The 23,327-nt window shown below is 53.8% G+C and carries 17 protein-coding genes; 3 read left to right on the top strand and 14 right to left on the bottom strand.

Annotation, left to right across the window (positions count from 1 at the left end; all coding sequences use genetic code 11):
* Positions 1-41 precede the first annotated feature (41 nt).
* Positions 42-1,184 (bottom strand): molecular chaperone DnaJ, encoded by a 1,143-nt coding sequence (gene dnaJ, locus ACO064_RS03665; RefSeq protein ID WP_421826055.1) that lies wholly within the window; start codon positions 1,182-1,184, stop codon positions 42-44.
* Between the two features lie 88 nt (positions 1,185-1,272).
* A complete protein-coding gene (locus tag ACO064_RS03660) occupies positions 1,273-1,872 on the bottom strand; it encodes a nucleotide exchange factor GrpE (protein ID WP_421826054.1) in 600 nt (199 codons plus the stop codon).
* Positions 1,873-2,064: 192 nt separating this feature from the next.
* Here ACO064_RS03660 and queG point away from each other — a divergent pair, with 192 nt between their 5' ends.
* Positions 2,065-3,003 carry a tRNA epoxyqueuosine(34) reductase QueG gene (queG, locus tag ACO064_RS03655; protein WP_421826053.1) on the top strand — a complete coding sequence of 313 codons (939 nt, stop codon included), beginning with the start codon at positions 2,065-2,067 and terminating at the stop codon, positions 3,001-3,003.
* 251 nt (positions 3,004-3,254) lie between these two features.
* Here the strand turns inward: queG and ACO064_RS03650 are convergent, their stop codons facing one another.
* From ACO064_RS03650 to ACO064_RS03630, 5 genes are all read right to left on the bottom strand, one after another.
* The gene (locus ACO064_RS03650) at positions 3,255-5,594 is read right to left on the bottom strand and encodes a right-handed parallel beta-helix repeat-containing protein (RefSeq protein WP_421826052.1); all 2,340 of its coding nucleotides are present in this window, start codon (positions 5,592-5,594) and stop codon (positions 3,255-3,257) included.
* Positions 5,595-5,637: 43 nt separating this feature from the next.
* Complete coding sequence (locus ACO064_RS03645) at positions 5,638-6,534, bottom strand: sugar phosphate isomerase/epimerase family protein (RefSeq protein WP_421826051.1); 897 nt, start codon at positions 6,532-6,534, stop codon at positions 5,638-5,640.
* Positions 6,535-6,695: 161 nt separating this feature from the next.
* The gene (locus ACO064_RS03640; RefSeq protein ID WP_421826050.1) at positions 6,696-7,472 is read right to left on the bottom strand and encodes an SDR family NAD(P)-dependent oxidoreductase; all 777 of its coding nucleotides are present in this window, start codon (positions 7,470-7,472) and stop codon (positions 6,696-6,698) included.
* A 92-nt stretch (positions 7,473-7,564) separates the two neighbouring features.
* Positions 7,565-8,590: a zinc-binding dehydrogenase gene (locus ACO064_RS03635; protein ID WP_421826049.1), complete on the bottom strand. Its 1,026-nt coding sequence runs from the start codon at positions 8,588-8,590 to the stop codon at positions 7,565-7,567.
* 61 nt (positions 8,591-8,651) lie between these two features.
* Positions 8,652-9,356, bottom strand: a complete 705-nt coding sequence (locus tag ACO064_RS03630; RefSeq protein WP_421826048.1) for an orotidine 5'-phosphate decarboxylase / HUMPS family protein — start codon at positions 9,354-9,356, stop codon at positions 8,652-8,654.
* A 208-nt stretch (positions 9,357-9,564) separates the two neighbouring features.
* Here ACO064_RS03630 and ACO064_RS03625 point away from each other — a divergent pair, with 208 nt between their 5' ends.
* Together ACO064_RS03625 and ACO064_RS03620 are read left to right on the top strand one after the other, a co-directional pair.
* The gene (locus ACO064_RS03625) at positions 9,565-10,383 is read left to right on the top strand and encodes an HpcH/HpaI aldolase family protein (protein ID WP_421826047.1); all 819 of its coding nucleotides are present in this window, start codon (positions 9,565-9,567) and stop codon (positions 10,381-10,383) included.
* A 366-nt stretch (positions 10,384-10,749) separates the two neighbouring features.
* Positions 10,750-11,730, top strand: a complete 981-nt coding sequence (locus ACO064_RS03620; RefSeq protein WP_421830984.1) for a Gfo/Idh/MocA family protein — start codon at positions 10,750-10,752, stop codon at positions 11,728-11,730.
* A 66-nt stretch (positions 11,731-11,796) separates the two neighbouring features.
* Here ACO064_RS03620 and ACO064_RS03615 read toward each other — a convergent pair whose 3' ends face one another.
* From ACO064_RS03615 to ACO064_RS03585, 7 genes are all read right to left on the bottom strand, one after another.
* Positions 11,797-13,155 (bottom strand): aminotransferase class III-fold pyridoxal phosphate-dependent enzyme, encoded by a 1,359-nt coding sequence (locus ACO064_RS03615; protein ID WP_421826046.1) that lies wholly within the window; start codon positions 13,153-13,155, stop codon positions 11,797-11,799.
* Positions 13,156-13,187: 32 nt separating this feature from the next.
* Entirely contained in the window at positions 13,188-14,660 is a 1,473-nt protein-coding gene (locus ACO064_RS03610) for a CoA-acylating methylmalonate-semialdehyde dehydrogenase (protein ID WP_421826045.1), read from the bottom strand.
* A 171-nt stretch (positions 14,661-14,831) separates the two neighbouring features.
* Entirely contained in the window at positions 14,832-16,409 is a 1,578-nt protein-coding gene (locus tag ACO064_RS03605; protein ID WP_421826044.1) for a calcineurin-like phosphoesterase C-terminal domain-containing protein, read from the bottom strand.
* 105 nt (positions 16,410-16,514) lie between these two features.
* On the bottom strand, positions 16,515-18,944 hold the full coding sequence (locus ACO064_RS03600; protein WP_421826043.1) for a hypothetical protein: 2,430 nt from the start codon (positions 18,942-18,944) through the stop codon (positions 16,515-16,517).
* 131 nt (positions 18,945-19,075) lie between these two features.
* A complete protein-coding gene (locus tag ACO064_RS03595) occupies positions 19,076-20,911 on the bottom strand; it encodes a hypothetical protein (protein ID WP_421826042.1) in 1,836 nt (611 codons plus the stop codon).
* A gap of 296 nt (positions 20,912-21,207) precedes the next feature.
* Positions 21,208-22,167 (bottom strand): metallophosphoesterase family protein, encoded by a 960-nt coding sequence (locus tag ACO064_RS03590; protein ID WP_421826041.1) that lies wholly within the window; start codon positions 22,165-22,167, stop codon positions 21,208-21,210.
* A gap of 11 nt (positions 22,168-22,178) precedes the next feature.
* Positions 22,179-23,318, bottom strand: a complete 1,140-nt coding sequence (locus ACO064_RS03585) for an acyltransferase family protein (protein ID WP_421826040.1) — start codon at positions 23,316-23,318, stop codon at positions 22,179-22,181.
* Between the last annotated feature and the right edge of the window lie 9 nt (positions 23,319-23,327).

The raw sequence follows: 23,327 nt of genomic DNA, 5'->3' as shown, positions 1-23,327 counted from the left end.
AGCCCGGTCTTCTGGCCGGGCTTTCTCATGTTCAATCCGTATCAATGGAAGAAGTCTTTCATTTTATCAAAGAACCCCTTTTCGTTTTTTCCCGGCTTGGGATGAAAGTTCGGCGAGTTGCGTAGTCGTTCCAGTATGCTTCGCTCTTCCGAACTGAGTGTTTTGGGTGTCCAAATGTTAATATGGATGAGCTGATCACCGCGTCCGTAACCGTTCAACTCTTTGATGCCTTTACCTTTCAGACGGAGGATTTTGCCGCCCTGCGTACCTGGTTCCAGTGTAATCCGGGCGCGACCGTCGATCGTTGGCACTTCTACGGAGGTTCCGAGCGTGGCATCGACAAAGTTGACGTGCAAATCGAAAACCACGTTGTTGCCGTCGCGTTTCAGGTTGTCGTCTTCCTCTTCTTCCACCACAATCAGCAAATCCCCGGCCACGCCCCCGCGCGGAGGAACGTTGCCTTTGCCGGTTACGGAAAGCTGGATGCCTTCGGCAACACCCGCCGGAATTTTGATCGGAATAACGTCTTCCTGCAACAGACGGCCTTCACCAAAACAGGTGTCGCAACGGTCGGTCACCATTTTACCTTCGCCATTACAGGTCGGGCAGGTGCTGGTCGAAACCATCTGGCCCAGCATCGTATTGACTACTTTCCGAACCTGACCCGAACCGTTACAGGTGTTACAGGTCGTGACGGCGGTGCCGTTTTTAGAGCCGTTACCCCCACAGGTCGTACAGGAAACGTGGCGTTTTACCTTGATTTTTTTCTCAACTCCATTGGCGATTTCCTGCAGGTTCAGCTTCAGTTTGATCCGCAAATCCGAACCGCGCCGGACGCGCCGACCCTGCTGCTGACCACCCCGGCCGAAGAAACTGCCAAAGGGACTGTCGTCGCCGAAAATATCGCCGAACTGCGAGAAAATGTCGTCCATCGACTGGCCACCACCGCCCGCGCCGTTCATGCCCTGATGACCAAACTGGTCATACCGCGCCTTTTTCTGCGGATCGCTCAACACATCGTAAGCTTCGGCGGCTTCCTTGAACTTGTCTTCGGCGGTGGGATCGTCCGGATTTTTGTCGGGGTGGTGTTTGATCGCCATTTTCCGGTAGGCTTTTTTGACCTCTTCCGGCGTAGCGTTTTTGTCGACCCCTAATACTTCGTAATAATCTCGTTTCGTAGCCATGTATTGTTCGTTGAAAAACGAGTAGACTGAACGGGGAGGGGCGGGTGCCGTCCTGTTCAGTCTACTCGTTCTAGCTTATCGTCATCGTTCAGGAGCCTAAAATCACTTTCGCAAACCGGATCACCTTGTCATTCAGGAGGTATCCTTTTTCCGTTTCGTCCATGATTTTTCCTTTCAGATCATCGCTGGGAGCCGGAAACTGGGTAATGGCCTCGTGCAGATCCGGGTTGAAAACCTGGCCCAGCGAGTCCATCGGCTTCACGCCTTTGGATTCCAGAACTTTATAAAATTTATTGAAGATCAGTTTCACTCCGGCTTTTAGTGCTTCGACATCCGATGTGTTTTCGGCCGATTTCAGCGCCCGTTCGAAATCGTCGAGAACCGGCAGCAGGGCCACCAGCAATCCCTCGTTGGCGTTGGAGATCAGGTCGATCTTCTCTTTGGCTGTGCGCCGGCGGAAATTTTCAAAATCGGCATACAGCCGCAGGTATTTATCCTTTAAATCAGTCAGTTCGACACTAACTTTATCGAATTCGGTAATCACCTGTTCGCCCGTTGCAGCGGATTCGACGTCGTCCGACGTATTGTCAGTCGGAGCTTCCGAAACGACACTGGCTTCATGGGCGGTATTGTCAGGTTGCTGCGTTGTTTCCTGCTCTTCGCTATTCAAAGTTTCTTTATTTTCCATACGCTTGGTTGTATTTCGTCGCCACCACATAGTACCCGAGAAAGTCGCAAATTAGTTGCCAATTTTCAGAATACTGACAAGATGGCATTTTTATTCGTGGCCCGAGCCTGTTAAATTTGACAGAAAACCCGGTAAAGTGTCAGCTTCGGTACGGATAAAACCCCGGAAATAGGGCCTTGGGTTCAGCCGACTATGATTTCAGTGATTCAAAAACACACCCGCTTGCTCAAAGCCAAAGCTGCTGAACTGGGCTTCGATTTCTGCGGAGTTTCCAACGCCGAATTTCTGGAAGAAGAAGCCCCCCGGCTGGAAGCTTGGCTCAACCGGCAGATGCACGGCAAGATGGGATATATGGCGAACCACTTCGACAAACGGCTCGATCCCCGGCTTCTGGTGGACGGCGCGAAGTCGGTGGTGACGGTTTTGCTGAATTACTACCCCGAAAAAACCGTAGCGCAGGAGGAAGGCGGTTACAAAATCTCGAAATACGCGTACGGCACGGATTATCATTTTGTGATCAAGGATAAGCTGAAGGAATTACTGGCGTATGTCCATGAAGAAATCGGCGATGTCAACGGGCGGTTTTTTGTCGATTCGGCCCCGGTGATGGACAAAGTTTGGGCCAAACGCAGCGGGCTGGGCTGGGTCGGCAAACACACCAACCTGATCACCCGCGACATGGGCAGCTTTGTCTTCATCGGCGAACTGATTCTGGATCTGGAACTGGAAGCCGATGGCCCCATGGCTGATTACTGCGGCACCTGCACCCGCTGCATCGACGCGTGTCCGACCGACGCCATTACCGATCCGTACGTTGTGGATGGCAGCAAGTGCATTTCCTATTTTACCATCGAACTAAAAGACGCCATCCCGGACGAGGTCAAAGGGAAATTTGAAAACTGGATTTTCGGCTGCGACATTTGTCAGGATGTATGCCCCTGGAACCGGTTTTCCCGCCCACACACCACCCCGGCTTTCGACCCCAATCCGACTTTGGCGGAATTTACAAGAACCGATTGGGAAGAAATAACGCAGGATATTTTTCAGGAGATTTTTCGCCGGTCGGCCGTTAAACGGACGAAACTCGAAGGATTGAAACGGAATATCACGTTTGTGAAAACGGGCGAATAGGCCATAGCCCGAAGGGCTTCCATACACTAGCCCCGCACACCGTGCGGGGTTTATCCACGCACACCCATCATTGTTGATTGTTCCAACCACGTATCGCCATTCATTGGGATTGGGTGAACCGTGTGTATCCATTGACGCGTATACCAATCGACGTGATTATCCCAACCGCGTATCACCATTCATTGGGATGGGTCCGTTGGAACACCGCCCCCCGCACGGTGTGCGGGGCTAGTGTATAGAAGCCCTTTGGGCTATTTCAGCGGTACCGCTAGTTTCACCATTTGCTGGTTTCGAATCACCGTTATATCGAGACGGCCCATCCAATTGACCTGTTGCTGAATCGCGACCAGTCGGCCCACATTGGGCGTTTCTTCCTGATTCGCCGTTCGGATCACGTCGCCGGGTTTCAGCCCCGATGTTTCGAGAAGACTTCCTTTAGGAATGGTCACCACGATGACGCCGTTTTCGTCCGGTAAACCGAAAGCCGAGCGGTCGCCCAAACCGCGCACGTTGCGGAGGGAAGCCCCCAGCCAGTTCATTTCCTGCACCGATTCTTCAAACCGGCTGTCCAGCAAAACCGGCAGCCTGGGCGAGCGTGCCAAGGCGCGTAAAGCCGGTTTTTGAATGCCAAACTGGTTCATCGGGAAATTCTGAAAACCGGTTTTCAGCGCCGGACTGGTGGCGTTGACCTGATAATTTCCTTTTTCAGGCTGAACAAAAGCCGGGTCGCCATAAGCGCTGTGAAGGTCAGTCCCGTCCTTTTGCGCCTTTTTTAACGCAGGTTGATCCAGAAAAAGATTCGCATCCACTTCCTTGCCCCAGTCTTTGATGCCGATGGGCGCGTAGGGCCGCATGACGATGTTTTTTCGGAAGACGTCACCGCTGTTGGCAAACCAGACGTGCGGGTGAAACGAGTTGTTAATCAGAATATTATTTTCGGCGATGCGGTAAAAACCTTCCCGGAATTTCAGCCCGCCGTTCAATAGTACGTTGTTGTAAATGTGGTAATTGCTGCTGCCGTCGTCGAGGTCGATGTCCCAGCCGTGGTCGCAGCGAAACCGGTTGTTGCGGATGATCGTGGTTTTCCGGGCATCGAGTAAAATCATTTCCGGATGAACGGCCACCAGGCTGTCCATGGTCTGCCGGTTGGGGTGCCAGAACCGGTCGCGGCCCCAGGAGTTAAAGGCACCGTGATCGCCGGTTTCCAGCACCGTATCGAAGACATCGTTAAACTCCAGCAAGTGACCGCCCCAGGTGCCATCGCCGATGTTGATCCCGGCGCGGGGAACCTGATAAATTGTGTTGTGCCGAACAACGATTCCGGACGCCATCGCGATTTCCACCCCCGCCGACTGTTTTTCGATTTGCCCGATGTCGTGAATGAGATTATCAGCCGCCACGCATTCGGACGGAAACCGGTTATTTTTTGGCCCCGGTGTCAAATCCATCCGGCCGTATGGGACAAACTTTTCATACCGAAAAGCGGGCGAACGAACCGCCGACGAATCGCCCACGAAGCTGATGGCACTCGCTCCGATGTGGTGAAAATGACAGCCTTCGACGGCCGATTTTCGGTTGTAGCGACTCAAAATCAGCGCATTTCCCCCCAGATCGGCAAATTCGCAGTCTTCGATCCGGCAGTTTTCGGTATTCTCCAGATGCACCGCAGCACCCCGGTACAGCATCCAGTCGCTCCGTAGCAGCGGCTCATACGGTTCCATGAACGTCCGTTCCGCATTGACAAACCGGATGCCCTGAATGCGAATCTGTTGCAGCGGTTTTTCCGTTGCTCCCCTCAATTCGATCAGGCTTTTCAAGTGAGAAACCTCCACAGTGGCGGTTTCCGGATTGACACCAGCGGGCGGAATCAGATGGAGAAGGTGCGTCTTTTGGTCGTAAAACCATTCGCCCGGCGCGTCCAGTTCTTCGAAAATATTCTCGACAAACCGCTCCGACTTGTGCAGCGGAGCGGGACGATTGTTCTGCCAGCCGCCTTCCTGTTGCAGTTGTCCGCCCGATTTTCCGGTAATCCGGTAATGAAAATCGCCCCATTCGCCCTGGTGGAGCGCATGAATAAAACCGCCTTCGGGCGACTTCCACCGGCTGATCCGCTGTTCACTCAGGGCGTCGGCAGCCGTGCCGTTGAAGACCCGCGCGTTGGCGTCATAGTTTGGATAACGGGCCAGAATCTGCTTTTTCCCGTTGAGAAATACTTGCTCGAAAACCGGTCCGTCAACGCGGGCGGTCCAGGTCGTTGCACCGGTTTTCTGCCAGCGAAGCGTCAGTTTTCGACCTCCGCTGATTTGAACCGTTTCATTCGGAAAAGCACTGATCGTCAGACTTTTTCCGTTCACGGTTTCCGGCCTGATGACTACGGTTTCGGCTACATAATAGGTGCCTTTCCGCAGAAAGATCTGAACGGTATTTTGCGGAGCGGTTTTTACTTTTTCCAACGCTTTCGACACCGTGGCCAACGGCAAAGCCATCGTTCCGGGATTGGCGTCTTTTCCCGACGGAGCGACGTAAAACCGGGTTTGCGCCCGGACGGTCATCACCTGAAAGCAGAGAAAAAGCCCAATCCAGTTGGTCATAAAGCGTTGATTTGTAGTAAAAACCGCTACCCGATTTTGAGCCTTAATCCACCGATTCCGGCCAGTATTCCGCCATTTTTCGCCGGAGAAACGCTACGCTGCGCTCCAATTGCGCCATGCCATCAACACCGTCTTCGATGCTGATCCAACTGTCGAAGCCAACGCCCTTCAAGATCGTAAAAATAGCATCATAATCATTCAATCCCTTGCCGATTTCGCCATGACTCAGGCGTTTGGCGTAACCCACGGCACCGCCCTCTTCATTGCGCAGGTCTTCGATGGTGCCGGAAAGCAAAAACCGGTCACTGGCGTGCATTGTCACCACACGATCAGCCACGCGGGCCAGCAATTCCAGCGGTTCTTCGCCCGCCAGAAAGGTGTTGCTCGGATCGTAATTGACGCCAAAGTTCGGGTCATGAATGGCATCGACCAACTGGCAGAACACGTCCATTTTTTGCGCAAATTCCGGGTATTCCCAGAAATCGTCTTTGTAGTGGTTCTCGATGATGAGCGTAATGCCGCGCTCGCGGGCGTAGGGCAAACAGGCTTCGATGCATTCAGCCGCCAGTCTCACGCCTTCATCGATCGTGAGTTCGGGGCGACGCTGACCGGAAAGAACGCGGCAATAGGAACCGCCCAGCGCGTAGGTCATATCGATCCAGCGCTTCTGTTTTGCAATTTCGTTGGCGCGAAACGCCGGGTCGGGGTGCGTAAAATCCGGGGAGCAGCACATCATCGGTATCACTTTGCCGTGCGATTCGACCTGCTGGCGAAACCGCGACCAGTTGGCTTCGTCGGCCATTTCGAGAAAACCGGCGTACCACTCCAGACCGTCGATGTCGAGCTGGACGGCGAGTTCAATCCATTCAGAAACCGTCATCGTGCCGTCTTTGCAGAGGGCTTGCATAAAAGCTTTGGGAAAAGCAGCGAGTTTGGGCATTTTAATAGTTTATGGTTTAGAGTTTACGGTATATGGATTTTCGCTTTCGCTTTTTGCCCCTAAATCCCCTAAAGGGGACTTGGACACGGAATCCTCCGGATGCTAAAAGTCCCCTTTAGGGGATTTAGGGGCAAAAAGCGAAATTCATAAACAACCAACCGTTAATTCTTTGGCGGATTTCGCCCGATGAGCGGATGTTGTTCCAGATCAACGATTTGGCCGCTGATGGGGCCGCTCTCGTCGGCCAGCCAGTAGACAGCCGCAGCGGCAATTTCGGCGGGCCACAAAATGCGGCCGGAGGGCGCAAAAACCGGGGGGACGTCCTTATACCAGTCGACGGGCAAGCCTTGTTCGTGTTTGCGCCGGGCCTCATTTTCGGTCAGCACCCAGCCGGGATTGATCTGGTTCACCCGAACGCCGTCTTCGCGGTGGAGGGTGTCGCCGAGGTTGCGGGTCAGCGTCATCAACGCGCCTTTCGACACGCTGTAAGCCATTAGATCCGGTTCTCCGCTCCAGCCGTTGACCGAGCCAATGTTCAGCACACAGCCTCTGGTCTGTTTCAAGTGGGGCAAAGCGGCCTGGATCAGGGCAAACGGAGCAAGGGTATTTACCTCCAGAATTTGCCGGAAAAACGCCAGATCGGTGGTGTGAATGTTGGAAGACGCGACCCAGGCCGCGTTATTGACCACGGCATCCAGCCGACCAAACGTGTGAACGGCGAGGGCAACCATTCGGTTCGCAACGCCTTCGACGGCCAGATTTTCAATGTGCAAAACAGCATTTTCGGCACCCAGTTCAGCAACAACCTCCTGACCCAACTCCGGCTCCAAGCCGTGAACGACGACCCGGCCTCCTTCTTCGACGCAGCGTTTGGCAATGGCTTTCCCGATGCCCGTACAACTGCCGGTAATGATGATAACTTTATCCTGTAAGCGCATTCTGAGAGGAAAGAGGTGAGGCAAGAGAAGTGAGACAAAAAACTAGACGCCGGTTCTGTCTCACTTCTCTTGTATCATCGCTTTATTCTATTTTAAACTGGTTTCAAAACGCTTTTGATCACTTCGCCGTGGTGCATTTTTTCAAAGGCTTCGTGCCATTCGGTGATGGGCCAAACGCCCCCGATGATCGGTTTGACGTCGAGCTGACCACTCGCCAGCAATGCCAGAACGCGTTCCCAGATCGGCCAGTTGTGGCTGAAACTGCCCTGAAGCGTGACGTTTTTCTGCACCAGCGCGTCCAGCGAAAAACCGAGAGGCTGGGGTCCCCAGCCCACTTTGGTGATGTGGCCGTTGGGGCGCACCAGTTGCAGCGCGATTTTGAGCGTAATGCTGGCTCCGGCGGCATCAATGATGCAATCGGCTCCCAGACCGTCGCGTTTTTTGGCCCATTCGCTCGCATCGCCGATGATCGCTTCGCAGCCGTATTGCTGGGCGATGGCCAGACGATGGCGATCCGCTTCCAGACCGACAACCGCTACTTCGGCCCCGCAAAGCCGCGCCATGGCGGCACACAAAATGCCTATGGTGCCCGGGCCGAGCACGATGACCCGGTCGCCGGGTTTGAGCCGCGAATTTTCGACCACGGCGTTGAAGGCCACGCAACACGGTTCGGTCAGACAGGCTTCTTCGAACGCCAGCGAGTCTGGCACGTGGTGGAGAATACGCATCGGCACGCGAACATATTTGGTCATGGCGCCATTGACGCCGTAGCCAAAGCCTTTGCGGGTGGGATCCAGGTTATACAGTCCCTGGCGTGTCATGGGGTTGTTGGGGTCGATGATAGCGGCCGTTTCGCTCACAACGCGGTCGCCTTCTTTCCAACCCACCACCCGGCTTCCCACTTCGACGATATGACCGCCAAATTCGTGACCAAGCACGACGGGGTAATTGACCGGCCAGCTATGGTCGGCGGTCCACTGGTGGAGATCGCTGCCACAGACGCCGACGTTGGCGACTTCCAGCAACACATCGTCGTCACCGATGGTCGGTTTCGGAATTTCACGAATTTCAACCGAGCCTTTCTCGGGAGCAAAATTGACAACAGCAGCAGACGTCATTGTGTAAAGGGGTTAAGCGCGATGACGGTTTTTACGCCATCTTCGTATTTCTTTTTCGTTTTTATCTTCCAACTACCACATCGCCATAGGCGTGGATTTTTTCGCAAATCAGCCGCAACGAGCTTTCCAGGTCGCCATCGGCGGTTTTGAACGAATCGGCATCGATGGTTAGGGGTGCACCCAGAACGACCAGCGGAGCGCCAAATTCCGGACAGCGAATGGCCTGTTCGAGCGAGAGTCCGCCGACGGCCTGCACCGGAATCTGAACCGCCTGAACCACCTCGCGCAACTGGTCGAGCGGGCTGGGCATCCGGTGTCCCTGGGCGGCAATGCCCCGGCGTTCGTCGTAGCCGATGTGGTGAATGATGAAGTCGCAACCCAGATCTTCGAGCCAGCGCGCGCCTTCGACCATGTCCGGGCAAACCATGTTGTCACCCATTACCTGCGCACCAAAATCACGGCCAGCTTTCACCACGCATTTGATGGTTTCGGCGTGGGCGCGGGCCATCACCACCACGTGCGTGGCCCCGGCTTTCGCCATCATCTCGACCTCCAGGTAACCGCCGTCCATCGTTTTTAGATCGGCAACAATGGGGACATTCGGGAACGCTTCCCGTAATTTTCGGACACCGTGTAAGCCTTCCGCCAGAATGAGCGGGGTGCCTGCTTCGAGCCAGTCTACGCCGGCGCGCATGGCCAGGGCAGCGGTTTCGAGGGCTTCATCGATGTTGGTGAGGTCGAGGGAAATTTGAACAATGGGTTTCATTAACGGGATTGAATGAAGGTTGTGTAAAAGGGGAGCTACGTACTAATAGCATTTTTTTCTCCATGACTACTCATTTTTTTGCGAAAAAGGCCATTATTCTATAAATAATTCCCTGCAAAATAGTCGGAATTGCAGACTCCGAAGTACTATATCTGTGCGCGGTTCAGTGGATAGGAACGGTTCACACCACATTTGGCAAAAGAGCATCATGGCATCGCATTCAACGTTACTTCAGAAATTAAAAAACGGGCATAATGTCTACGGCACCTGCATCACCTCCACGGCACCCATGTGGCCGGTGACGCTGCAACGCGCCGGTCTTGACTTCGTTTTTCTGGACACCGAACACATTCCGCTCGATCGGGCCGAACTGGCCCGTCTGTGCCAGATTTTCCGGGCCTACCACATTACGCCCATCGTCCGCATTCCGAAACCCGATCCGTACCTGGCTTGCCAGGTGATCGATGGTGGGGCGGTGGGGGTGATTGCGCCGTATCTCGAATCGGTCGATCAGATTATCGATCTGGTGGGTGCCACAAAATACCGGCCCCTCAAAGGCGAACGACTGGCCCGGTTTCTGAGTGGAAAAGAGCAAATGCCCGACGACCTGAAGCAGTACATCGACGCCCACAACGCCGGAAACATCTGCATCGCCAACATCGAAAGTGTTCCGGCACTGGAACGGCTGGACAGCCTGCTGTCGGTGCCGGGTCTGGATGCGGTTTTTATCGGTCCGCACGATTTGTCGGTCAGTCTGGGCATTCCCGAGCAGTACGATCACCCAGATTTTGAAGCGGCTGTGCTGAAAATCATCCAAACGACGCGGAACAAGGGCCTTGCCATTGGTATTCACTTTTCGCAGTCGCCGGAGCGGCAGGTGCATTGGGTGAAACAGGGCGTCAACATCATCGTGCATAGTTTCGACGTCGCGCTGTTCGGGCAGCGGTTGCGCCAGGATATTGGCATAATTAAAAAAGCCGTCGGCGACGACGCGACAACGGAGGACGGTTCCTCGCTCGTTATTTGAAACGAATGGTATCGCTTTTTTGCCCCCAACCCCCTAATTGATTTAAACTGAATAACCGCCGAAATGATGTTTATCAGCCCACTGCCGCTAGGGCGGCCCCGTTTAGCTGTGGGTAAAGCGGACTAAACCGAATCATTACTGAACCGTTTTAACGGTTTGCCGGATGATGAAACCGTTAAAACGGTTTTGTCAGTATGGGGTTGCTTTTCGTTTTACCCACAGCTAAACGGGGTCGCCCGAGCGGCAGTGGGTTGATAAGCCAAAATATTAATCTGGCGGTTATTCAGTTTAAATCAATTAGGGGGTTGGGGCAAAAACGATAGACTAACCAGTAAATTCCGGGTTTATGAACCTTCTTAACGTATGATGGATCAGATCAAATGGGGAATCATCGGTTGCGGCAATGTGACCGAAGTCAAAAGCGGCCCGGCTTTTAATAAAGTGCCCAATTCGTCGCTGGTGGCGGTGATGCGAAGAGATGGCGAACTGGCCGCCGATTATGCCATGCGCCACGGCGTGCCACGCTGGTACGACGATGTGGACGATCTGATCAACGACCCGGAGGTCAACGCCATTTACATCGCCACACCCCCGGATGTGCACACCGATTATGCCATTCGCGCCATGCGGACGGGGAAACCGGTGTATATCGAAAAACCGATGGCTCGGAACTGGGAAGAATGCGACGCCATCAACCAGATGGGGCAGGAAACCGGTTTGCCGGTATTTGTCGCCTTTTACCGCCGGTCGTTGCCCTACTTTCTGAAGGTCAAAGAACTGATCGATCAGAAGGCAATTGGCGATATTCGGCTGGTTAACATCCAGTTGCACTGGCAGCCGTACGCGGAAGAAGTGGGGCCGGATCCGAAACCCCGCTGGCGGGTTTTTCCGGAAATCTCCGGTGGGGGGCATTTCCACGATCTGGCGTCGCACCAGTTCGATTTTCTGGAATTCGCGCTGGGACCGGTCAAAACCGCCCGCGGCATGGCCCGGAATCAGGCCGGTTTATACAACGCTGATGACATTGTAATTGCCAATTTTGAATTTGAATCCGGCGTTCTCGGCACCGGAAGCTGGTGTTATACCGTGAACAAAGAACAGCGCATTGACGAAGCGCAACTGATTGGCTCTGAGGGAAAAATCACGTTTCATTTCTTCGAGAAATTTACCATCAAAGTCGAAACGGCGGCCGGTGTGGAGGAGTTTAATTTACCCTATCCGCCCCATGTTCAACAGCCGCTGATCGAGACCATTGTTCAGCAATTGCGCGGTGAAGGCCAGTCACCGAGTTCGGGCGAAACCGGAGCGCGGGCCAATTTGATCATGGATTGGATTACGGCGAAGTGATCTGTAGCGAATTGCAAATTCGCTACAGAAAGGATCGGGATTTCAAATCCCGATCAGCTTATGTGTTCAGCCTAAACACTCCGCATCGGCAATTTTCAGGGCTTCGGAAATGATGGCTAATCCGTCGTCGATTTGCTCGCGGGTCACACAAAGAGGAGGAGCCAGGAAGACGAGGTTCCACCGTACAAACGTGTAAAGGCCCAGTTCGCGTAATTTGGCGGCTACTTTGTTCATGACGACCATTTCGGACGGCTTGGCGTTGAACGGAGCCATCGGTTCTTTGGTCATGCGGTTTTTGACGAGTTCCAGGCAACCCAGCAAGCCGGTATTCCGGAAGTCGCCAATAGAAATGTGATGCAATTTCATCTCCTCAACGCGCTCCTCCAGGTATTTTCCCATCGCCACGGTGTTCTCGATGAGGTGATCGTCTTCATAAATTTTGATCACCTCCAGCGCAGCCGCGCACGGAACCGGGTGGGCAGAATAAGTGAGTCCCAGGGGCAGCATCGCATCGTCGTAGCGGGCGGCAATTTTATCGGAAACCATCAGCACACCCAGCGGCAAATACCCGGCAGTCACACCTTTGGCCAGCGCCATCAGATCCGGAACGACACCGGCATGATCGACGCCAAACCATTTTCCGGTACGGCCAAAACCGCTCATGACTTCGTCGATAATCAACAGAATACCGTATTTATCGCAGATTTTCCGCACTTCGACCAGATAACCGTCCGGGTATTTCAAACAGCCGGAGGTGCCTGATTCACCTTCCAGCATAATCGCGGCAATGTTGTCGGGGCCTTCGTAAGCAATGATGCGCTCCAGTTGCGCCACCGATTCGGGCAGCAGCGTTTCCGGTGCGTGGGGCCAGCGGTAGGCATTCGGAATGTCGATGTGAACGAAATTGGGCGCCTGCTGTGAATCAACCGGTAATTTCCGGGGATCACCACCGGCCGAAAAGACCCCGTAGGAAGCGCCGTGAAACGATTGATAGCGGGTCAGAATCTTGTGCCGACCGGTATACAAACGGGCCAGTTTGATGGCATTCTCGTTGGCCGTAGCTCCGCAAACCGTGAAGAAAGCCTTGTTCAAATCACCGGGACAAATTTCGGCCAGTTTTTTGCCCAACTCCCCCCGCACTTTGGTCACACAACTGGGCGTAACGTAACTTACCTGTTGCATTTGGCGAACCACCGCTTCCGTAACCCGCTGATTTCCATGACCGATGTTGACGTTCATCAAGCCGGATGAAAAATCGAGAAACCGGGTGCCGTCGTAATCGTAGAGATAAACCCCATCGCCCCGCTCGATGCTCAGGGGACTGAGTCCTTTTTGTTTTGACCACGAAAAGAGGGTGTAATCAAAGTTATTCCGGAGAATTTCGTCTCTTTCCTCCTGCGAAACGGTGGCGAAATCAGCGATCATGAGGGGTATGGATATACATGGGAAATGATCAGTTAACTCATCCAGTTGACGCCCGCTTCGGCGTTCCACTTGGTGGTGATTTTTTTGAGTCTGGTCCAGAATTCAATCGAGCTTTTGCCGGTAATGTCGAGCGCACCAAATTTCGATTCGTTCCAGCCGCCAAACGAAAACGGTTCGCGCGGAACCGGCACCCCGATGTTGATGCCCACCATGCCGGTGCTGGCTCTTTCAGCCACATACCGGGCGGCACTGCCGTTTTGGGTAAAAACGCCGGTGGCATTTCCGTACGGATTGCTGTTTTCAATGGTCATGGCTTCCGATACGGTTTGGGTGCGGACAATCGCCAGAACCGGCCCGAACACCTCTTCCCGGGCAATGGCCATATCCGCCGTTACGTTGTCGATGATCGTGGGGCCGACATAATACCCGTCTTCTTTCCCGGAAACCACGGTATTTCTACCGTCGACCCGTATACGAGCGCCCAGTTTTTCGGCTTCTGTGATGTAGTTTTCGATGCGGTCTTTGGCCTGCCGACTGATGACCGCGCCCAGGTTCTGGCCCGGAACCACCTTCTGCGCTTCTTCGCAAATCTGATCGACAATGTGATCGACTTCGCCAACGCCGAGCATGATGGAAGCCGCCATACACCGCTGACCGCAGCAGCCCGTTACGGAAGCCACGATATTGGATGCCGTCATGTCCGGAACCGCGTCCGGCAACACGATCAGGTGGTTTTTGGCACCGCCCAGCGCCAGCACGCGTTTCAGACTGGCCGTGCCGCGGGTGTACACCAGTTTGGCTACTTTGGTAGATCCGACAAACGAAATGGCCGCAATATCCGGGTGATCGCAAATCGCTTCTACGATGGTTTTATCGCCGTTGACGACGTTGAAAACGCCATCGGGCAAACCGGCTTCTGTCAGCAGGGCGGCAATCCGCATGACACTCAGCGGCACCTGCTCCGACGGTTTGATCACCATCGTATTCCCCAGCACCAGCGCGTTTGGAATCGTCCAGTGGGGCACCATGCTCGGGAAATTGAACGGAACGATGCTGGCGACGACACCCAGCGGATACCGCTCGCTGCGGCACTCGACACCCCGGCTGACTTCCAGTACTTCACCGCCAATGATTTGGGGCAATGAACAGGCAAACTCGGTCAGTTCGATGCTCTTGTCAATTTCGGCCCGGGCTTCGATCAGCGTTTTTCCACCTTCCTCGCAGATCAGTTCGGAAAGCGCACGGCTGTTTTTCTTCAGCAAATTCATGTATTCGTAAAATACCTGAACGCGCTCCTTGATCGGGATGCCCGACCAAAGTGGAAAGGCGGTTTTGGCGGCCTGCACGGCCTGATTCAGGGTTTGGGCGGTACTCAGCGGAACCGTGGAGAGCAGCGAGCCGTCCAGCGGTGAAATCACTTCCAGATGCGATTCATCAGGGAAATCGACAAAGTGTCCATTGATGAATTGCTGCACTTTCGGATATTTTAACGTGAGCGTATCCATACTTTCCGGAACGGTTTAGGGGCAAAAGCGAAAGCCCTAGTAAATATTACAACTAATTGAAAAATAAAGCAAAATTCCGGCCAGATATGATAAAAGAATAGAGACAAGAGAGGTGAGAGTAAAGAGTGTCAGCAATCGACTCTTTACTCTCACCTCTCTCTTCTATCCCCTTTATTTTACCCTGAAAAGCCGGTGGGCCGCGTACGTTTGTCCAAATTGATCGGTGGTTCGAATCGTGACCCGGTGGGTTCCCGGTGGCAGGTTTTTCGGCAGGACGCCCCGCCAGATGTGGTTGGATAGCTCCGGTTCGTCCATTTTCCAGCCCAGCACTTTTTCAACTTTAGTGCCGTCGACGGTGGCGTCGAGGTAGGGGTCCAACTGGTGCATGGCCGCAACGGCAGGGTCGCGCGAGGGGGTGAATGTAAGCGGAATCCAGTTGGTTTGTCCGGCAAGTTGCATCTCCACCGTCGAACGCGATGATCCGGCAAACACGTTGACGACGACGTGGGTCGTATCCCAGTCGGTTTGGGTCTGTTCTTCCGGCAGGTAGATATTCATCTGATAATCAGCCGGTCGGCGGGCGGCTTTGAACCGGATGGAATACTGATTACCGTCAAAGGTCAGGAGGGAATAGCCGTTGGGTGCGCCGTCGTTCATGGTCGCGTGCGGGATTCCCGTTTCATCTTTTATTCCCGCCCACCAGCTTCCGCAAACCGTCGCATTGATGAAATGATGGTGCGGTCTGGCACCCGTCCAGCCCCATTTTTCATCCACGAAAAGGTGCGCCATCGTGTGCGTATGGCCGGAAATGGAAAAGAGATGGGGGCGGTTTTCGATGATCTTGAATAACTCCTTCCGGTTGTCGCAAATCACAATCGGCGCGTGCATCACCAGCACCACCAGCTTGTTTTCCGGCACCCGAGCCAGGTAGTTGCGGACGAAATCGAACTGGGTGTCCACAAAGTGCGCCTTATATTTTCCATCCGCATTGAAATAGATGTTTTTCAGGACGATAAACGCCACCTGAGCATACTCGAAGGCGTAGGAACTTGGGCCATAAAACCGTTCAAAGGTTTCGTCGCTAAACCGGTCGTCAGTGGCGCCCCGGTTGAAATCGTGGTTGCCGAAGGTCGTGTACCAGGGGATTCCGATGTGGGCAATACCGGCGTTGATCGGGGCAAACAGATTCGGATCATCGGCGACGATATCACCAAGGGAAAGACCAAATTTCGCCGACGTACCGATGCATTCTTCCACCACATCGTGCAGGACGTAGTTCACTTCGGTCATGCCACGGGCCTGCGGATCACCGAACAACAGGGCCGAAAACTGTTTTTCCTCTTTCTGCGACCAGAGTGGAAAGTCGACGGATTTCGGCAACGGCCCGGTGGGCGCGACGCCTTCCGTCTGGGTGGTTGGCGAGCCGTTGGGTTTGTGCAGATACGCGTGCTGTGGAATCTGATCGCCATTGACCGGAACACCAAAACCGGCGGGTTTGATGACGAAAAAACCGGTATCGTCGCCCGCCGGAAGATTCCATTTGCCAGACTGGTCGGTTGTGGTTACTTCCCGACCGTTCGATACACAGACGTTGGCTAGTCCGGGTTCGTTTTTGTCGCGGATGCGGTTTTTGTTGAGGTCGTTATACACCGTTCCGGTGGCGGTGGTTTGGGCGTTGGCAAGCTGCGTCAGCAGTAACAAAAAGAAGGAAACCGTCAGGATAGAGTTCATCGCATTAAGATAATTCATGGGCTGCCAAAAACCGCTAACAGACACCTGTAAGGTCTGGGCGACCCCGTCTGGGCGACCCCGTCTGGGCGACCCCGTCTTCAAGACCTTGCAGGTTTCGTATGATTACTTCCGAATGAGCCAGATTTCCGTCACCTGCGAACCGCGTTCGCCTTCACCACAAGTCCAGATAAACGTTACTTTTCCGTCTGACAAAGCCGCTTTCGGCAGGTCAAATTCGTAGATGGGTTGCTCGCCGGTTTGAATGAAGTCGTGGATCACCGATCCGTCGTCCGTTGTCAGTTTCATGCGGGAACGAAACCGGCCAGTGTAGGCAATCCGCATGCGGTAAGAAGCTTTCGGATCGAGTTCGTCATAAGCGATTTTTAACGGCTGGTCATACAGCGTTTTGGCCTGTTTCATCCAGACCCGGGGCGTAATCTGTCCTTTAAAACCCGTCGCTTTGATTTCATCCACCCATTCGACACCGACCAATCCCACGCCGAACCCAATCCGGGGCGATTTCAAACTGCCGGGGTCGGCTTCCCAGTTCAGGCCTGAAACCACCCGGTGCCAGCTTTCCGGGGCGCCCAGGTGGTCGTAAAAACCGCCGGGGCCAGGGTCGGTGCGGTGCAGTATTTCCTTGATTTTCAGGGTTCTTGCTTTCTCGTCGGTCAGTTTCTCAATCTTTGCCATCTGATCCAGCAGCCAGGGCGAGTCGTTGAGCGGAATGTCAATGTTGTCGATAAAATTTCCCCGTCCCGACATTGCGCCGTGCTTTTCCATCGTCAACTGCGCACCGATCGACTTGAAAAGGGAGTCGGCCAGGGCAAAACATTTCGTCCGGTATTCCGGCAGAATACGGTTTTTCCAGGCTTTTTCCAGTATCTCGTTCGCCCGCTTGATGACCGGTAAAGAACCGCTCGTTTCGGCACCCGCCAAAATATCCCGCGCCTGCTGTTCCAGTTCCGTTTCGTACAAAAGCCGTCGTTTCGTGTAAGCATCGTAGTAAGCCCGAATCTGGCCCATCTGAAACCGGGGGTTCTGCAAAACGCGGAGCGGAGCCTGTTTTTCCATCGTCTGCCATTGCATCAATGTCTGGTAAACGGCCTGGTTGGTGAGGAGATTGCCGCGCCAGTTTTGTTCCAGCGAAAGCAGGCCCTGCGTGACGGTTTCAGTAAAATCCGGGCCAATAAACAGACGGGCGTAATCGCGCAGGGTTTCGACGACCGGGGTTTCGGGGTTCCAGTCCTGATCACTCCAGACAAACTTGTTGACGTCGTCGTTGGTGCCTTCCGAGTAGCTAATGCTGCCCGCGCCAAATTCGTCGAGCGCATTATGAATGGCTTTTTCGTCGTGGGGGCGCGGGTTGATGCTCTCTCGGCCGCTGGTCATCGACCACGCCAGGTCCCAGTGCGGAACCGGGTATTGGGAGCTGTAGTTGTGCGTGATGTCGGGGTAATGCCGGATCGGGATCGACGGTTTTACCACCTTTCGGATTTCCTGCACGGTCATCTTCACCCACGGCCCGAAAACCACTCCGCCAAACCACGGATATTCCTTGTTAACGTGTTTGTAAAAGGCGTCGAACCAGGCTTGTGTAGGCCGGAAAACCTGCGGAGAAACCCATATTTTGGCTTTCGGATGATATTTCGTCAACACAGCCGCTTCTTTTTCGAGCCAGGCAAACAGCACGTCCGGTTCAAGATCGCCGGGGTCACCGCCCGGCACAAACACCGCATCGAGCTTCGGAACGGCGGCAAAAATTTCATGCCGTTCCTTTAGTTCCTTCTGAATCGAGTCAGGATGGACGTAATCTTTGCCCAGGTTTGGGTACCACATCCAGACATCCAGGCCGTATTCCCGGCAAATCCGTGACTGCTCGGCGATCATTTTGATGGCTGGCAATTTCATGTGCCGACTCGTAAAGTCGTCGTCCGTCCGCGGGGGCATAATTTCGATGCTGTTGGCTCCAAACAACGACAGATCCCGGATGTACTGATCAAATTGGGCCACCGAAAAAGCATCGTAGGCATTCGTTTTCGGACGATACCCGAGTTGATGCCCCCGAATCGGATACGTCGGGCTGGTGGCAATCGACGCTTCACCCAAGATCATGATTTTACCGGGCCGCATGTCCAGTTTGCGCAAAAGCCGCCCCACGCCATACAGCAATCCCCGCGCATCGTTCCCCACAATCAAAACCGCATTCGTGCTTTCATCAATCACCAGTTTAAACCCCTCGCTTCGGGTTGCGGGCATTTTGCTCGCGGCCGAACGAAGCCATTCCGGAAGTGCGGCCAGCTCTTTTTCGGTAGTTAAATAGAGGGCAGCCTGTCCGGGTTTGGGGATTTTCTTTCCGATGGGCAGTTGAATTTGGCTCCGTTTTTCCACTTCCTGTTGCAAAATTTCCAGGCTTCGGAGCAGCACTTTGGGGTCTTTTACCGGACAGTAGATCTGCGCTTTGGACAAGTCGATGGGGTCCGCTTTTACCGAAATGGATAACAGTCCGAAAAGCGTGATGAGCATAGAAAAAAATAAATTCCACGTACGCATGTGATTCATTCAAAGGGTTAGGAAATATGCATTGTAAGGGTAGATTCTCCGTCATCTTCCACCAAAACCGTTGAACCGGTTGCTCCCGTGGACTCAGTTCGGGTTTAATACCCCACGGTTAAAACCGCAGGCTACTTGATAGGTTTAACCAGTACATCGTCCAGGTAATAGACGGCGGGTGTCACGGCTTCATCGGCACCCGGCAGGGGAGGCCCAGGCTCCTCGTTGGGCGTTTTTCGATTGGGTAAATCACGGTAAGGTCCTGTCCGAATCGAGAGCCGTTCCACGGACTTGACGGCTTCGGCCAAAGCCGCTTTTTCTAACACGGTTTTGCCATCGATGGCGAGGTCATAGCTCCCGTTCAGGCTGGCATTTACGCGAAAGGTGAGGGCATACCATTGCCCCGGCTGATACGCTTGCAGGCGTTTTTCGGTGCTGCCGTCGGTCGCTACAATACTCCCTTTTTCATCAAATCGCAGCCGGACGGGGCGGTTTCCGTAGCGGTCGGTGAGGTCGATTTCCAGCGTGCCGTTTGTATTTTGGGAAGCCCGGATTCTCAGCTTCATTTCAATGCGGTTTCCTTCTTCATAAACCCGGATCGCCCGGGCGTAATCGTACGGATCTTTGTCGGCTAATTCCAGGCATTTTCCGGTCGCTCCCGGCGTGTTGACCACCGAAACCGGTGCCCATTTCGGCGCGTAAATATTCCAGTCGGGAACCCCACCGTTGAGTGATAAACCGTCGAAAGAATCCGAAACCGGACCGCTCACCGCATACCGAACCGGTGTCGGAACCCGGCTGATCCAGATGTCTTCCTTGTTCATGCTGTAGGTCAGCCACAGGTCGTTGCCCGGCGGATTGCCGTTGCCTTCTTCAATGCCGCGCACGTAACAGGGGCCAAAGTCTTTCCAGCGACCAAAAAAACGGCGGGGTGGCACTTCGCCCTGAATAATCAGCAGGTTATCAAATAAAATACCGTCATCACCGGTGATCAGGGCCAGTGGAAACCGGTGTTCATCCATCTCGATGGGGTTGTAACAAATGGCATACCGGCCATCGTCCGTGCGTTGTCCCCACTGCTTGCCACCCGCCATGATGAGCGTCGGCACCCTGACCGGATCGGAAAAGGTAAGGCCGTTGTCGGATGACAAAGCACTGTGTGATCGTTTCCACAAGGCCACCACTTTGCCGTCTTTCCGGTGGTAATAAGACAGGGCTTCCCGGGCTTTTTTGCTGCCATAAAAACCGTCGAGTCCCCGGTCTTCATCCCACCATTGAAAGGTTATGAGTTTGTCGGCTAATAGCGCGTTGCAGGCGTCCAGAAAACCGGCGTCGGTGGCTTCTTTATAGAAGGGATAACTGGTGTTGGTTTCGTTCCATATGATGTTGTTGCGGGTCGGGTGACTGCTGTAGCGGATGAAGTAAATCGGGCCATACGTGCCGTCTTTGTAAGCTTCCCGAACCACCCGCCCGATGCCGCCCTGCCCGAACGGATCTTCCGTATGCCCGTAGAACGCCAGCACGAGCAGCCGACCATTGGGAGCGACGTAAAACCCCATGCGCTGGTTCATCATGTAGCCGTTGGAACTGTCGGGGATCGTAACGCCAGTGGGAGGAACGTAAGGCGGAAAAACCACCTCGGGTTTGCCCCACTGCCGACCGTCTTTGGAGGTAATCACCAGCGTTTGTCCGGGCGCAATGTGTTCGTCGACGGGGTTACTCAGGTATTGCTGGTAAAAGGTGTTGTTCCAGTAGCACAGATTGGAAGCGTGGTTGTAGGTCCAGCCGTGATCATCGGCCAGTTCGGGATGGGTGCGATTGACGCGCAATGTCTGGCGGCTTTCTACGCCGACGGCATACCGGAGACGCCCCTCGTGCACACTCGGATCGACGGTTTCGCCACCGATGTACCGGACTGGTTCGGCAGGGCTACCGGTTTGTGAATGAGTGATAAAGCTACAAAACAAAAAAAAAGCAAGATAAGGTAAAGGGTTTCGGAAAGTCATATTTTTAGAATTGTACCCCTAAATCCCCTAAGGGGCAGGGCTGTTAAGTTCTTCCGCTTTTCGCCCCCAACCCCCTAAAGGGGGCTTCGAAATCCGGATGTTTTAGCCCCCTTTAGGGGGTTGGGGGCGAAAAGCGGATTGATATTGCTAACTTCAACGATCCTAATTTCCAGAACTTAACAGCCCTGCCCTAAAGGGGACTTGGACGCAGAATTATCCAGATGTAGAAGTCCCCTTTAGGGGATTTAGGGGTTTCGTTACAGTTTCACGGGCGAAAAGCGCAGCTTTTTAGCCCGGATTTCGGGTCGGTCATACGCCTTGTTTTTGTCAGGAAAGCCCACATCCCAGGGCGACGGACCAACCCATTCGGATTTTTTACCAGCGATGTTGATTAAGCCATCGGTCGAAATTTCCACAACCGTATACAGCGGATCTTTGTAAGGCGCGGTGTATTTGATCCACTTGAAATTCTTGTCAACTTCGGCGCTGTACCGAATGTGTCCGTATTCTTCCCCCAGCCATTTGTAAGACATCGAGTTGATGCAGATATACCAGATGCCGTTCACTTCTTCGGCCCGGTCGTAGTGGATGTGGCCGTAGAAATTGGCGATGATTTTGGCCTTCCTGGTTTTGGCATTGTGCGCTTCCAGGATCGCCCGGATTTCGGCGGCATTATCGACACCGTCGGGTCCCAGACCCTGGTGGGAGAAGATGACGATGGGGGAGGTGGCCTTCTCAAGCTGTTCTTTCAACCAGGCTAATTGAACGATTCCGATGTGTTCCTGATAACCTTTCAGTTCCGGCGATTTTTTGTCGTTGCCATCCAGCACAATGAAGCGAAAGCCCTGTTGGTCAAAGGTATAATAGGAAGAAGGCATTTTTCGGTAGGCCAGCGCCTGTGCGAGTGAGGTGCCGCCGTCCATTTCGTGGTTGCCGATGAGGTGGTATTTGGGGCCGGGGTAGGCATCCCAGATCGCAAAAGCCGGAGCGTATTTTTCGGCGGGAATCCCAAAATCGCCGAGTTCGATGATAAAGTCGGGTTTGGCGGTTTTCATGCTGTCCATAAAAGCCGTCAGCCGGGATTCGCCGTCGTGCATGGTGGGAATATGTACATCGGAAAACATCCCGATTTTTACCTTTCTGACGCCTTTCGTTTGCGCAAACGAAAGGGTAGTAGTCAGACAAAAAACCGCCAGGAAAAGCAGGAAACGTTTCATTTTGAATACTTTCAAAGCTTGATAAAGATTTTTTTTCGATAGAGCAGATACGCCGGAATAAAATTGACACAAACAAAGAACAGAGCATAGAGCATACTAGCTAGTCGCGGATCGAACCCCAAACCCGTTAAGGCCGTCACGCCGTGTTCGTTTAAGGAGCGGCCGTCAAACTTCAGGTAGTAGAAAAGGATGGAAAGGACATCTGCCAGCACGAACACCGTGATGGCGTTGGCTCCGAAAATAATACCGGGTTTTGTACCCTTTATGTTGCCCAGAATATCCACCAGAAAATAGACCGCACCGAGCAGCAGGGCGGCAAAACCGGAGGTGATCAACACGAACGAACTCGTCCAGAGGTTTTCGTTGGACGGGAACGTCAGGTTCCAGAGAAAACCGACCGCGGCTGTGAACAAACCGGCCGTCATCAGGTAATTTACTTTCTCATTTCGGGTTAATGAGCTGATCATCAGACGACCAGCCAGCATACCGGTGATGCCGGAAACCGCCGAGGGAAAGGTGCTCAAAATGCTTTCGGGGTCCCAGGTGCTCTGCCACATCCGTCCTGGCAGAAACTGATTGTCGAACCAGGCCACGAGGTTTACCCCCGGTTCCAGCATGGCTTTTCCAACGCCGGGTGTGGGAATTTGCGTTAGAGCCAGCCAGTAGAGCAGGAGCATTATGGCACCAATCCAGGCTTGCTGTTTCCAGTTGGTATTCAGAAAAAGCAAGGCACAGAGGAGAAAAACGAGCGCAATTCGCTGCAGCGTTCCGGTCCAGCGGATGTCTGAGAAATCGAAGGTCGGCAGCAGGTTGAGGAACATGCCAACGGCGAAAATCTTCAGCGAACGGACCACAATTTTCTGGTACATTTCTCCTTTAGGATCGCCCCGTTCCAGTCTTTTGGCGTACGCAAGGGTGATGGAAACGCCGATGATGAACAGGAAAACCGGTGCAATCAGGTCGGTGAATGACAAACCGTTCCACCTGGTGTGCTGCAACTGGAAGTAAACCTGGTCGCCATCGCCCGGAAAATTCACCAGAATCATGGCGGCAATCGTAAATCCACGCAGGGCATCAAGCGAGATCAACCGGTTGGGAGATGACTCCAGAGTATGGGCAGGCTGGGGCAACTGGTTCGTTGGAGGGGTCATCGAAACGGA

The sequence above is a fragment of the Larkinella sp. genome (assembly GCF_965227735.1).
Lineage (GTDB): Bacteria > Bacteroidota > Bacteroidia > Cytophagales > Spirosomataceae > Larkinella.
Note: the sequence above shows the minus strand (reverse complement) of the source record. Positions and strands in the feature narration are given on the sequence as shown.